This is a genomic window from Cyclobacterium jeungdonense, from assembly GCF_010994275.1.
Lineage (GTDB): Bacteria > Bacteroidota > Bacteroidia > Cytophagales > Cyclobacteriaceae > Cyclobacterium > Cyclobacterium jeungdonense.
Genome location: NZ_WMCD01000003.1, coordinates 451,599 through 464,752, shown reverse-complemented (window position 1 = coordinate 464,752; position 13,154 = coordinate 451,599). Strand labels below are relative to the sequence as shown.

The window sequence follows — 13,154 nt, the reverse complement described above, 5'->3', positions numbered from 1 at the left end:
AAGCTACTGGCCAAACCCGTGGATCGACTGCCCTCCTGGCACGGAGCCGCAGGAAGCAAAGCATGGCTTATGGTCGATGAAATTGTGATGAACTAGGGGGAAAGCAAAAGGGCAATTCATAAATTGCCCTTACCTGAATTGCTCATACTTAAGAATTACCTTCCGCCTCTTCTTCACTTTGTGCCAACAAGAAAGATTTAATAAAATCGTTTAGCCCTCCATCCAGGACGGACTGCACATCAGAGGTTTCGTGTCCGGTTCGGGCATCTTTTACCAGCTTATAGGGATGCAAAACGTAGTTCCGGATTTGGGAGCCAAAATCAATTCTCATCTTCCCTGACTCAACCTTAGCTCTTTCCTCGTTTCTTTTCTCCATTTCTACTTGATAAAGCCTGGACTTTAACATTTGCATGGCTTTTTCCCTATTCGCTAATTGGGAGCGTTCCGCCTGGCAGACAACCACGATCCCCGTAGGCTTGTGGGTCAGTTGAACTTTGGTTTCTACCTTGTTTACATTTTGGCCTCCTGCTCCTCCGGATCGGGAAGTATGAAATTCCACATCGGCAGGATTGATGTCAATGGTAATGGTATCGTCCACTACCGGGTACACATAAACGGAAGCAAATGAAGTATGTCGCCTGCCTCCACTGTCAAACGGAGAAATACGTACCAGGCGGTGTACACCGCTCTCAGACTTTAGAAAACCATAAGCCAAAGGACCCTCAAATTCCAGGGTGGCGGATTTGATACCGGCCACTTCTCCCTCCTGCAAATCTACTTCCTTCACCTTGTAGCCATTCTTTTCACCCCACATAATGTACATGCGCAGTAAAATGGAGGCCCAGTCATTACTTTCCGTTCCACCTGCTCCCGGGTTGATTTCCAACATGGCACTCAGTTGGTCTTCTTCCCCGCTAAGCATCTTCTTCAACTCCAGATCTTCTACCTTCCCAAGTTGCTTTTCGTAGTCCTTTTTTAATTCTTCCTCGGATACCTCGCCGGCATTGTAGAATTCCCACAACACCTCCAGATCCTGGATACCGGAATCAACAGCTTCATACTGATTTGTCCATGATTTCCGGGCCTGGATCTGTTTCATTACTTTCTCCGCTTCAGCGGGATCGTTCCAAAAATCAGGCTGTGCGGAAACGGCCTCAAATTCTTCTATTTCCTTTTTCTTCCGGTCGAAGTCAAAGATACCTCCTCAAGGCCAAAACGCGGGCCTTCAAGTCTTTCAACTGATCTGATGTCATATTCTTTGTTTTTATGGTTTAACTATCGTACAAATTTGGTAATTCCCTAACGCATTACCTATTCCTGGAGCGAAACAAGCTAGGTTCCTTCGGATTCTTCCAGATCCTCCAGCGGAATGATCTGAATCTTATTTCTCCCTTTTATTCTGAATCGCTTGTACCTCAGCGGCTGAAGTATCAACCCCGCACCAATCAAGGCCCCACCGGTAATCAAGGTTCCGGAACTATATTCGATTTTTCCATCGGCATATAAACTGTTGATGCCTGAGGCAAGCAAGAGCATGGTGCCTGCAGCCATGGGAAGCAAACTCAAATTACCCAAGGTGCGATTTCTTTCGTCTTTTTCCCGAATATCAATCGCTTCTATCTGGCCCAATTGAAGAACATTTTCTTCCAAAACAAGGATATCGCTTCTGATTTCCCGGATCTTATCCTGTATGTAATAGTCCAATCCTTTTTGCAGGTACACCAGTTGATCCCCCTCTTCATAAACAAGACGGGTTTTTTGGTTGGCCCCTCGTTGAAGGATCAGGTAGTTCTGTCCCAAAATGCGTACATTAACAAGCCCCAAAAGCAACAGCAAAAGAAGGATTGACTTCAGTATTGGAATGGATACCTGAATTGGTTTAAAACATTCGAAATTCATCTCAGTATTTCCTGATCCATCCGTAGGTGTCCGGAACCTTTCCATACTTGATATCGTCCAGGGATTTCAATACCCGATTGGAAAACGCATCGGCGGGTTTTTCCGGCAACAGGTAGTCCTTTCCGTGAATATTGATCAGTCGAATAAAAGCCACTGTAGCTGCCGTCCCGGTGCCAAAGGCCTCTTCGAGTCTTCCTGAAATGAGTGCCTCTTCCAATTCGGCGACCGATAAAAAACGCTCTTCCACCGAAACGCCCATATCTCTTGCCAACGTCAATACGCTATCTCTGGTGATACCTTTCAGGATGGTGCCCGTGGTGGTAGGCGCAGTAACAAGGACCCCATCAAGCACAAACATGACGTTCATGGTACCACTCTCTTCGATGTATTGGTGGGTCTTTCCATCCGTCCAAAGCAGTTGATCGTATCCTTCATCTTGAGCTTTTTGGGCAGGAAAAAGTGATCCGGCATAATTACCCGCCGCTTTGGCTGCTCCAGTCCCACCCTCCACAGCTCGGGAGAATTGAGTCTCTACTTTTACTGCCACCGGTTTGGCGTAGTATTTCCCCACTGGTGAAGCGAGAATGATGAACTTGTATTTACGGGACGGGCGAATGCCCAGGTAATCATCGTCAGCAAAAACAAATGGACGAATGTATAAGGAATAACCGGGATTTTTAGGCACCCATTCCCTATCCACTTCTAAAAGCTTGCGCATACCTTCCATGAAAACCTCCTCCGGAACCTCCGGAATACACATCCGAAAGGCAGATTCGTTAAGCCTTCGTTGGTTGGCATCTCCACGAAAAACCAAAATTTCACCGGCTTCATTTCGGTACGCTTTTAGTCCCTCAAAAACGGATTGACCGTAATGAAGGGTGGCGTTGGCAGGATTAATCTCCAATGGACCATAAGGCTCCACTCTCATGTTTCCCCATTCGCCATCGACATATTCTGCCACAAACATGTGATCACTGATAATGTGGCCAAAGGCCAATGTATCAAAATCGGTTTCAGATAATTTGGACCGCTGCGATTTTGTAACGGTAATTGATAACGTCTTGTTCATATTCATTTATTTCGCTGGACGCCAGGTGATTTCTTGAATTTGTAACTCCAGTGCCAGTTGCCGGCCCAAAACAAACAGGTAGTCCGATAGCCGGTTGATGTATTCGGGAATTAACTCATCCACAGCGGAGGACTCGCTTAACAAAATAATTGCCCTTTCTGCCCTTCTGCATACAGTCCTGGCAATATGGGCATAAGATACCACCGGATGTCCGCCAGGGAGGATAAAATTCTTTAATGGAGGCAAACCGGACTCCATCTGGTCTATCTCTGCTTCCAGAAACAGAACGTCTTCCTTTTTAAGGTGCGGAATTTTTACCGCATTTTTCTCCGGATCGGTAGCTAACATGGCACCAACCACGAAAAGTCTGTCCTGTATGATGCTGAGTTTTTCTGCCCGCTTTTGGTTGACATCCTGATCTCTCAAGAAACCTAAATGAGCGTTCAACTCATCAATGGTACCGTAAGCATCAATCCGAAGGTGGGATTTATTCACCCGGGTACCTCCCAGAAGAGAGGTCTGACCTTTGTCTCCTGTTTTTGTGTATATCTTCATCGATTCAAAGACTGGAAAGGTTTAGACGATTGACTTATCCACTACGGTAGGGTTGGGATTGGTTTCATCTGATTCCACCAGTCCATCTCTCAAGCGGATTACTCTATGAGCATAGTGAGCAATATCGTCTTCATGGGTTACCATGATAATGGTATTTCCTTTTTGATGCAATTCATGGAATAAATCCATGATATCGTAAGATGTTTTGGAATCCAGGTTTCCGGTAGGCTCATCTGCCAGGATGATGCTCGGGTCGTTGACCAGGGCACGGGCAATCGCCACTCGTTGCCTTTGTCCCCCGGAAAGTTCATTGGGCTTGTGGTGAATCCTATCATCCAGTCCAACACTTTTTAGGGCAAGGAAGGCCTTTTCATCCCTGTCCTTCTTTTTGAAACCAGCATATATCAAGGGCAAAGCCACATTATCCAGACAAGTGGCCCGAGGTAAAAGGTTAAAGGTCTGAAAAACGAATCCGATTTCCTTGTTCCGTATTTCGGCCAATTCATTTTCATCCATATCACTCACATCTTTCCCATTTAGGATATAATTCCCGACAGTAGGCGTATCCAAACAACCGATAATATTCATCAAGGTGGATTTTCCTGAGCCGGAAGGTCCCATAAATGCCACATATTCTCCTCTGTCTACTTCGATGCTGACAGATTCCAATGCATGAACCTCTTCGGCTCCCATCCGGTAAATTTTTTGCAATTCTTTGGTTCTGATGATCTCTGGCATAATAACAAAGGATTTTAAAATGTGAAGATAGGAGATTATAGGTAAAAACAGGAATTCGGCACGTTAATTTATACTAATGGATTCTTAGATGTTCCAGTTGCAGTCTGGTAAGGTCTTCCTGTCCTATCCATTCTGACATTATCGCCAGGTTGCGGCTGGCGTATTGGTCCAATCCAATAATTCGACAATATTTTACCAATTCAATCCAGAGCAAGGGATCTTTGTTAAATTGACTGGCTTCTTGCAACAACCGGTAACTTTCCTCTGCTTCCGATACATTTTTGATCGACGCCAACACCATGGGCGTCCAATAGGGATTGCCTACTTCTGGTAAATCCAGAGAATTACAGTCAGTGGGTTGTTCCCCCTGTATTTTTTCTACATACTTCCTTATAAACCCTATTTCTACTTCGGATGTTTCAGCATTAATTGCCAATAGCAGCAAATTATCCAACGTTTCCTTTTCTAACCAGTGTCCCTTTTTGAGCACTATTTCTTTTGCCAAATACGACCTAAAGTGCTGGCTTTGCAAACTATCCAAAGCGGGAAGCAATTCTTTCCCGAGCATTTCAGGTAATCTCGCCAAGGTCTGGTAAAAGTGCAACGTGTCATTTAACACCAAGTTCCCTTCTCCGTCAAACCGCATCCAACTCGGGTAATTCACATTTTGAGTTCCCGAAATAAACCTGGCTTCTTCCTGCATTCCCCCAAAGTAAAGATAAGGCAAATGAGCCGGAGTGAATCGGGCGAAGCCTTTTAACATTGCCTGTTTCCATTCGATGGCTGCTTTTTCAAAATCTCCCTCCCTGGAAAGTACCCAACCGGCAAAGGAATGGTAATAACCTGCGTTACCGGTAAAGCGGAACGCCATCCCATTTAACTGCTTCAACAATTCGTTCACATCGCCTACCCGAAACTCCAACAATAAACAGGATTCCCTGATACTTTCCTCAACGGACAAATCAAGTTGCTGCCCTTCTGACAGCCTCCGAAGAGTCTCCCTGAATTTATCCTCCATATCCGGATCAAATCGGGTGCTTAACTGGTTACGCAGAAGGGCCCTGTTGATCAGGTTGCCAGCCTCCGTTAGAGTGTCCATCGGTAAGACATTGGGCGCAGTTGCTCCTGTGGCATTGGCATAAGCCAACCTATTAATGTGATGCTTCAGAGAAAATCCTGATTCCTCAGATGGATCCAATGCCTTTCCCTGAGCTATTTTTACTGCCAGCTGGTTAAGATATTCTACCTCTCCTCTTACTTCCATGCTATCCAGAATGGCCAATGCATCGCCTCCGCGGTTCATCCCATGATAGATCAGGGCCAGGTTATTTGAAAGATGGGTACTAGCGGGATAAAATTCCAAGCCTTTCTTCAAATAAAAAATAGCCTCATTGATGCGTTGACGCTTTTCGAGTAACTGACTCAGCAATAGGATATCCGCTACCTGAGGATTTTCTTCAAAACTCCTCACCAAGGTGTTCAATGCCAGCGTTGGTTGATTTTGACTCAAATACAAATGCGCAGTGGCAAGTAGGGCTTTATCATTTTCACGGTATCGTTCAAAGGCATTCTCATACAACACCGTCGCCTCTACGGGTCGTTGACTGGCATAATAGTAGTCCGCGGATAACTGGGTAGAGGCTGTGCTGAATTGAACGGCTACAATACCATCAGCATATACCAAAAATATCAATAAACTCAATATTCCTCCCAGGCGAAAATGGAAAAAGGGGAAAAACGGCGGTTTATACAAAATATTTCCAATCGCTTTACCGCTGTTGATTATTCCTGAAAAATTCACCCAAACGTAAAGAAAGAACAACAATCCGAATCCTAATTGGCTATAAATAAAAACATGGTTCAAAAAATCCACCATGGGGCTATTTACAGTACCCATCCCTTTAAACAGCACCAGCAGGCAAATGGAAAATGCGGTTAGATAAAAAACCTTTCCTACCCAATCGGGTCCAAAGGGCTGCGGAGTGTTTTTAATTTTGTGTACGACCACCGGATAGCCGACGATACCGGCTACCATCAAAAGTACCTGAAACGGGGGCAGTGGCCAACCCGACAAACTTCCTGTTATATCCAACAACATTAATCCCAAAAGTAAGAGGTATAGCAAACCAATGCCGCCAAAATGCCAGGCCATTTTTATTCCTACCCCTTCATTCAGTTTTCCCAAAAAAAGAAACACTCCGGTGAGAATCGCATTCCCTATATACAGCATAAACCCAGCGGCAATGGCCAGCGCCATAAGACTTGTATTTTCAGAAAATAATAAAGTTGGGTAAGGGGCATTGGCAAAATAAATCAACAGGATCGGGCAGGCAATGCCTAATCCAAAAATGACCATCGCCCGCTTGTTGACGGACAGGTCATCAAAAAAAAGGTGTATGGCCGCTGCCGGTAGCAGCAAACAAAGCAACGCGATTATCAGCCCGAAATTACTACCTATTCCGGCTATGTTGAGACTATTCACACCACTGATGGTCAACAAAAAAATGAGCAAGCCCGCGCCCACCAGAAAGGCGTTTCGTTTAAGCATGGTTAGCAACCAGACGAAAACGAGAAACAACAGCCAGATAAGCAACCCCATGATTTGGCTCCATTCAGGGAAGGAAAGGGGAGCTGCGGATACGTACTCTTCTATGAGCAGTATGTTCTGCGTAGTGAGGGAAAGGGAATCTGTTCCGGTATAGAAACTATCCAGAGGAACGGTTAGGGGTTCAGCTCGAACGATCGTGCGAATCGGGAGTTGAGAAATATCCCAAAAATACAAAACCATCGAAGCTATCCCTGCAATGAAAAGAATAACCACCAGGGTTAAATAAATAATTTTTACCAAGCCATCCGGACGCATTATTCCATTACCTTCGGAACCCGGAAATAATCAGAATCTCTTTGCGGGGCATTTTTAAGGGCTTTTTCGTGGTCCAGGTGCGTTCCCACCTTGTCTTCACGCATGATATTCTCCTCTGATGACATGGTGATCAGGGGCTCGACTTCAGAGGTATCCAGCTCATTTAATTTCTCTACCCAATCCAAAATCTGGGTCATATCCCTGGTCATTTTTTTTGCACCACTTTCATCAAACTCCAACCGGGCCAGATGTGCAATTTTTTTTAGCGAATTAATATCCAACTTCATTTGCTGTTCGTTTTTACTTTCAGGGATTTATTGTCTTTCCACAATTGCTCCTGGATAATGCGATTACATTTCTTTTTGAGTTCCCCCACATCCCGGATTCCCAAACCTTCCACCGAAAGGGGGGGGTGTATAACTACTTTTACCGGTTTGTACCGCAATAAAAACCGGCCGTCATCGGGCAAAATTAAGTGATTGTAGGATAAAGTGATAGGAATTACCGGAATTTGTTTGTCCACGGCCACTTTAAATGCCCCATCCTTAAAACGGGCCATGTTTGGAGGATTACTGCTGGAGATTCCACCCTCTGGAAAAAAAACCACGCTACTTCCTTGATCCAAGGCGTCCTTCGCCTTCTGTACTGATTCACCTCTGCTTTTCAGGCTATTTCTATTTACAGCAATGTGTAGGTTCTTAAACATGTACCCAAAAAGAGGTACTTTTCCCAGAGAACTCTTGCCAATAAATATCAGGTCAAAAGGAATTAAACCTAAAACTGGAATATCGAGGTAAGAAAAATGATTGGCTACAATTACAAAAGGACCTTTTCCTTTAAAATGGTGTAGGTTTTCCATTCTCACTTTGAACAATAGCATCCCAAAAAACACCGTAGACCAAATTCGATTGAGCTTTCTTCCCCTGGCTTTTTTCCCAGAGATCTCAATGGTAAAAGCAAAAACAGGAAGCAAAACTAAAAAAGTAAGGATAAAAACTATGGATCCGTAAATGGAATAAAGCCTCTGAATAACTTTCATGTGTCTATAATTGTTTCTTAATGGTCACATGGAATCTCGCATGATTGATAATCATACCACTGTGTGACGTTTTCGTCATGCTCGATTTCATCATAGAAAAAAGGGTTTGTTTGGGTCTCGAAAATAAAGAAAAATTCGGGACCCCTGCCGTATGGGCCGGTTTAATCCTGAGTTAACCGCTTTCAGGCTTGTACTTTTTTCACCCTGAGAGAAGTCCCCTCCGTGCTGATTACCTGAATATTTTCCCCCCTATCTATAAACTCACCGCGGGAATAGGCATCGTAAATTTCATCTTCAATAAGTACTTTTCCACTGGGCATAAGCCGGGTGTGCGAAACACCTTGTTTTCCTAACAGATCGTTACTGTAAAAAGAGGAGGTATATCCTTCCGATTTCTGTTGTGTGTCAGCCAGAGAGATCTTGCTGAAACTTTCCCATTGATTGATCTTTGGGGTAAGACTGAAAATTAATACGGTAGAAACAATTACCGACAAAATGACGGTTAGCAACGCCGTGAAGAGTTTTCCTGAACTAACGAAGGTAAAATCAAACAACTCGTTGGGCAGCATGCCCATAGTCAGACCTGCCAATACACAAATGATACCCAGAATCCCAAATACGCCAAAGCCTGGAATGACAAACACCTCCACTGCCAGCAAAATTATTCCCACAATGAAAATGACTACTTCCAGGTTGCTGGCCAAACCAGTCAGGTAATAAGGAATAAAATATAAAACCATCGCAATGCCGCTGGCGGCCAAAGGAAAGCCAACACCCGGTGTTTGTATTTCAAAATAAATACCAGCAAAGATCACCAAAATCAAAAACCCGCTGACAGCAGGATTGAGAAAAATAGCAATAATGTCCTCCGCCACTGAGGGCTCGTATTGATACACTTCGTAGTTTTCTAGCCCGTTTCGTTCAATAATTTCATCTATGGAGGCCACTTCTGCCTCACAGAACCCATTGGCAATGGCCTCGGAAACGGAAAAAGTAATGACTTCACCCGCTTTGGAAATCCCTTCTACTTCCAGGTCTTCGTCCACCATGGCTTCAGCTATTCGCGGGTCTCTGCCAGTGGCCTCGGCGGTACTCCGCATTATGGATCGCATGTAAGACTGGTATTTATCTGGAGCTGCCTCCCCCGTTCCACCCATTACTACCGTCGCCGCACCAATACTTCCTCCTCTGGCCATGTAAATGCTGTCACAGGCAATCGAAATCAAAGCCCCAGCTGACGCGGCATCCTTATCAATAAAAGAATGAATGGGGATCTTTGACTCCAAAAACAATGTCCGGATTTCATCGGCATCAGTCACAGCTCCCCCATAGGTATCCATGTGGACAATAATCATGGCTGCATTTCTATCCCTGGCATCTTCCAAAGCAAGGGTAACCTTTCGGTTCATCCTCGGATCAATATCGCTTTTCATTTCAAGGACATACACCAGCTTTACCGAATCCGTCTGCTCCTCATTCTGACCGAAAGAGAGGTGCACCATTGAAAAAAAACCAGCGATATAAAACAATGAACTAATTATCAATTTCATTTAATATTCTATTTTATATTTCCCGTTTGAATATACCAATAAAAACGATCAATGTTTCCATTGGACGAAAATGGTGTTGCAATTGATAAAATAAATATCAAATTTGCATGAATGTTGGTAAATACTTGTCAGAAAACTGTTTTTAAAATGAAGTGCTGGATTTTGATTTTGGGGATGATCAGTATGGCAATCCCTTCCAGGGGAAGCGTGCTGACAAAAATTGACTCCGTAGGGATAGAACGAATAGGGGGAAAATCCTACATTATTCATCAGGTTGAACCTCAGGAGACCTTATTTGGAATCTCCCGGCGGTACAATACCCCCGTAGGAGATATTGTCCAAAGTAATGATAATCTAAAAGCCGGCCTCAAAATAGGACAGCGAATAAGGGTGCCGTTCGTGGAAAAACTAGCTCTGCCGGCAGGAGCAAAGCTTCATCAGGTGATTCCCGGTGAAACCCTTTTTTCTATTGCCCAAAAGTACGATTCCAAAGTAGAAGACCTGATGGCGTGGAATGAGCTTAAAGGTTCGGATATCAGCGTGGGACAATCTTTGATCATCAAGGGGTTGGAGGAAAAACAAAAGCCCGTTGCCAGTGAAAAAATTGAAGAAACGGTAGAAATGGCGGATCAAACTGTTGCGGTAACTAATGAAGCGGTTACTCCCGCACCAGACAACTCCAATAGTAAGACGGCACGAAAGCCTGAAAAAGCCCCCAAAGAAAACAGAAGTGCCTCCAACACCACCACTGAAAGCAAACCACTGGTGTCCACTACGGGGAATTGGATTTCTCATCGGGTAGTGCAGGGGGAAACGCTATTTTCCATTGCTCAAAAGTACGATTCAAAAGTGGAAGACCTGATCCAGTGGAATGGCCTTTCCTCTAATAATTTACGAATTGGTCAAACCCTAAAAGTAGGAAGAGAGACCAACGCCCAAATTCCGGTCAGCCAGCTTCCGGGCCCTTCAAGGCCTGTAAATCCAGAGCCTTCGGCAAGCACTACTACCCCCAACCGACCTGCCCCCGATCCAGGAGGAGCTACATCCGTTTCCAACACCCCTTCCAATGTAGGAGCATCCACAGCCTTTAAAAACGTTACGGAAAGTGGACAGGCAGAGGTGATTGAAGGTACCGGAAATCACAAAAAATACCTGGTACTCCACCGTACAGCTCCTGTGGGAACAATCATGAGAATCAGAAATGAAGAAAATGATGTTACTGTTTTTGCAAGAGTGGTAGGTGTATTGCCGGAGACGGGCGACAACAACCGCTTGATAATCAAAGTTTCCAAAGCCGCCTTTGACCAATTGAAAGCGGTAAATTCCCGATTCAGGGTGGAGGTGGCTTATTAATGGCCTCTAAATAATTTAACCGTTATTTTTGCATCCGTTCCTCATGCAATTCAATCTTCATTTTAACTCTTTTGCCAAGGCAACAACTCGTTCCGCCATATCGGAAATGCCCTGATTCAGTATAATTGGTTAAATTGCAGGAAATCGTTGATTAGTTGGACAAACAGGTTTGATAGAAAATGAATATAAAAAAAAATAAACCCGTTATTGGCATAAGTATCGGAGACATAAATGGGGTCGGCGCTGAGGTCACCATGAAGGCCCTTCAGGACAGCCGCCTGCAAAAAATGATTACGCCTGTAATCTACGGCCATGGCAAAGCCATCACCTACTACCGAAAAATGCTGGATATGAATGACTTCAATTTTATGCAAATAAAAAGCATTGAAGACATTCATCACCGAAAGACCAATGTGATCAACGTGGTACAGGAGTCGCCAGAGGTAACCCCAGGCGTGGAAACAAGGGAAGCTGGAAAAATGGCACTGGCAGCATTAGATCAGGCGATTGTGGACCTAAAAGCGGATCAGCTCGATGCCCTGGTAACCGCTCCGCTAAATAAGAACAACATAAATAGCGAAGAAACTCCCTTTATTGGACATACCGAATACCTAACCGATGCCTTTGAAGCAACAAAAAGCCTGATGTTTATGGTCTCCGAGGACATGCGCATTGGATTGGTCACAGGACATGTTCCACTAAAGGAGGTAGTGGCTTCTATTACTTCAGCTTCCGTCAAAGACAAACTAAAAATCATGCTCAAGTCTTTGAAGGAGGATTTTGGCATTTCCAAACCAAAAATTGCTGTGTTGGGTGTAAATCCACATGCTGGTGAAGAGGGGCTTTTGGGTTTGGAAGAACAAGAAATCATCCAGCCGGTAGTCAAAGATTTTAAAGACAAGGGCAATTTGGTCTTTGGACCCTATCCTGCGGATGGGTTCTTTGGCATGATGCACCAAAAGAAATTCGACGGGGTGCTGGCTATGTACCACGATCAGGGTCTGGTCCCGTTCAAAACGGTATCGTTTGATTCGGGCGTAAATTTTACTGCCGGGCTTCCCATTATCCGTACCAGTCCGGACCATGGCACCGCCTACAACATTGCCGGTAAAAATGCAGCAGACGAAGGATCCATGCGCGCAGCTATATACCTGGCCCATGACATCATCAAACGAAAAGGTGACTGGGACCTCGAAGATTAAAATATTTAGAGGCAATATTTTAGAAAACAGAAATTTATCCCTAAATTTGCGGTCTTAATTCAAAAGATGAAATTCATAAGGAAGTTCGATATTGACATCATCCGATTGAAAGAAGAGAAGCATGCGTTTCACTTTGAAGTAGATGAAGCGTTCATGGATCATTTTGAAAACCTCAAAGAAGTTATCCATAGTGCTGATATCGGTGTTGATGTTTTACTTGATAAAAGAATAAATTTAATAGAGGCGGACTTTAAGCTGGAAGGCACCGTTCGTCTTACCTGCGACAGAAGTTTGGAAGAGTTCGACCATCCGCTGTCGGTATCCCACAAGATTGTCTACAAATACGGGCAAGAGGAAAAGGAAATTAACGATGAAATTTTCCTGATTACAAAGGATACTCAGGTAATCAATGTCGCACAGTTGATTTACGAATTCATTCTACTATCCATTCCGGCAAAGAAGATTCATCCGGATCACCTTATCGATGAAGATGAGGTAGACGAAAATGATGGATGGATCGTGTACGAGGCAGGAGAGGAAAATGGTGAAGAAGACAATAGCAAGGCTGAGCAAAACCCATTTTGGGAGGCCTTGAAAAATATTAAAAATAACGAATAATCTAAAATCACATAGATATGGCACATCCTAAAAGGAAAATTTCCAAAACCAGAAGAGATAAAAGAAGGACGCACTATAAATTAAATGCTCCAGGTCTGGCACAATGCCCCACCACGGGTGAATTTCACCTGCCCCACAGGGCTTTTTGGCTGGACGGCAAATTGTATTACAAAGGTCAGGTTATCATAGAAAAAGAGGTTTTGGCCTGATTTCCCAGGTATTCCTTTTTAAACTGCCCAGGAAACAGGTTTTCCAGGGCAGTTTTTTT

General features: G+C 44.2%; 13 protein-coding genes. 4 read left to right on the top strand and 9 right to left on the bottom strand.

Annotation, left to right across the window (positions count from 1 at the left end):
* Positions 1–148: 148 nt before the first annotated feature.
* The 9 genes from prfB to GKS34_RS09470 form a co-directional block, all read right to left on the bottom strand.
* A protein-coding gene (gene prfB, locus GKS34_RS09510) for a peptide chain release factor 2 (RefSeq protein ID WP_435380128.1) occupies positions 149–1,253 on the bottom strand; the annotation gives its coding sequence in 2 pieces (ribosomal slippage) (positions 149–1,201 and positions 1,203–1,253; 1,104 coding nt in all).
* A gap of 79 nt (positions 1,254–1,332) precedes the next feature.
* Positions 1,333–1,800, bottom strand: coding sequence for a hypothetical protein (locus GKS34_RS09505; protein WP_205602045.1), 468 nt, complete (start codon positions 1,798–1,800; stop codon positions 1,333–1,335).
* 100 nt (positions 1,801–1,900) lie between these two features.
* Positions 1,901–2,968, bottom strand: coding sequence for a branched-chain amino acid aminotransferase (locus GKS34_RS09500; RefSeq protein ID WP_163384558.1), 1,068 nt, complete (start codon positions 2,966–2,968; stop codon positions 1,901–1,903).
* Positions 2,969–2,974: 6 nt separating this feature from the next.
* Positions 2,975–3,523: a cob(I)yrinic acid a,c-diamide adenosyltransferase gene (locus GKS34_RS09495; RefSeq protein ID WP_163384557.1), complete on the bottom strand. Its 549-nt coding sequence runs from the start codon at positions 3,521–3,523 to the stop codon at positions 2,975–2,977.
* A gap of 21 nt (positions 3,524–3,544) precedes the next feature.
* Complete coding sequence (locus GKS34_RS09490) at positions 3,545–4,261, bottom strand: ABC transporter ATP-binding protein (protein WP_290228485.1); 717 nt, start codon at positions 4,259–4,261, stop codon at positions 3,545–3,547.
* A 73-nt stretch (positions 4,262–4,334) separates the two neighbouring features.
* Positions 4,335–7,109 (bottom strand): tetratricopeptide repeat protein, encoded by a 2,775-nt coding sequence (locus GKS34_RS09485; RefSeq protein WP_163384556.1) that lies wholly within the window; start codon positions 7,107–7,109, stop codon positions 4,335–4,337.
* A gap of 14 nt (positions 7,110–7,123) precedes the next feature.
* Positions 7,124–7,411 (bottom strand): Asp-tRNA(Asn)/Glu-tRNA(Gln) amidotransferase subunit GatC, encoded by a 288-nt coding sequence (gatC, locus tag GKS34_RS09480; RefSeq protein ID WP_162419353.1) that lies wholly within the window; start codon positions 7,409–7,411, stop codon positions 7,124–7,126.
* Positions 7,408–8,163, bottom strand: a complete 756-nt coding sequence (locus tag GKS34_RS09475) for a lysophospholipid acyltransferase family protein (RefSeq protein WP_163384555.1) — start codon at positions 8,161–8,163, stop codon at positions 7,408–7,410. Before GKS34_RS09475 ends, gatC begins: the two co-directional genes overlap by 4 nt.
* A gap of 182 nt (positions 8,164–8,345) precedes the next feature.
* Positions 8,346–9,665 (bottom strand): NfeD family protein, encoded by a 1,320-nt coding sequence (locus GKS34_RS09470; protein WP_435380130.1) that lies wholly within the window; start codon positions 9,663–9,665, stop codon positions 8,346–8,348.
* A gap of 195 nt (positions 9,666–9,860) precedes the next feature.
* Here GKS34_RS09470 and GKS34_RS09465 point away from each other — a divergent pair, with 195 nt between their 5' ends.
* The 4 genes from GKS34_RS09465 (at position 9,861) to rpmF (ending at position 13,095) form a co-directional block, all read left to right on the top strand.
* Positions 9,861–11,066, top strand: a complete 1,206-nt coding sequence (locus tag GKS34_RS09465; protein WP_240459255.1) for a DPBB and LysM peptidoglycan-binding domain-containing protein — start codon at positions 9,861–9,863, stop codon at positions 11,064–11,066.
* A gap of 179 nt (positions 11,067–11,245) precedes the next feature.
* Complete coding sequence (gene pdxA, locus GKS34_RS09460) at positions 11,246–12,268, top strand: 4-hydroxythreonine-4-phosphate dehydrogenase PdxA (RefSeq protein WP_163384552.1); 1,023 nt, start codon at positions 11,246–11,248, stop codon at positions 12,266–12,268.
* A 66-nt stretch (positions 12,269–12,334) separates the two neighbouring features.
* Complete coding sequence (locus GKS34_RS09455; protein ID WP_163384551.1) at positions 12,335–12,886, top strand: YceD family protein; 552 nt, start codon at positions 12,335–12,337, stop codon at positions 12,884–12,886.
* A gap of 17 nt (positions 12,887–12,903) precedes the next feature.
* The gene (rpmF, locus tag GKS34_RS09450; protein WP_162344242.1) at positions 12,904–13,095 is read left to right on the top strand and encodes a 50S ribosomal protein L32; all 192 of its coding nucleotides are present in this window, start codon (positions 12,904–12,906) and stop codon (positions 13,093–13,095) included.
* Positions 13,096–13,154: the final 59 nt, after the last annotated feature.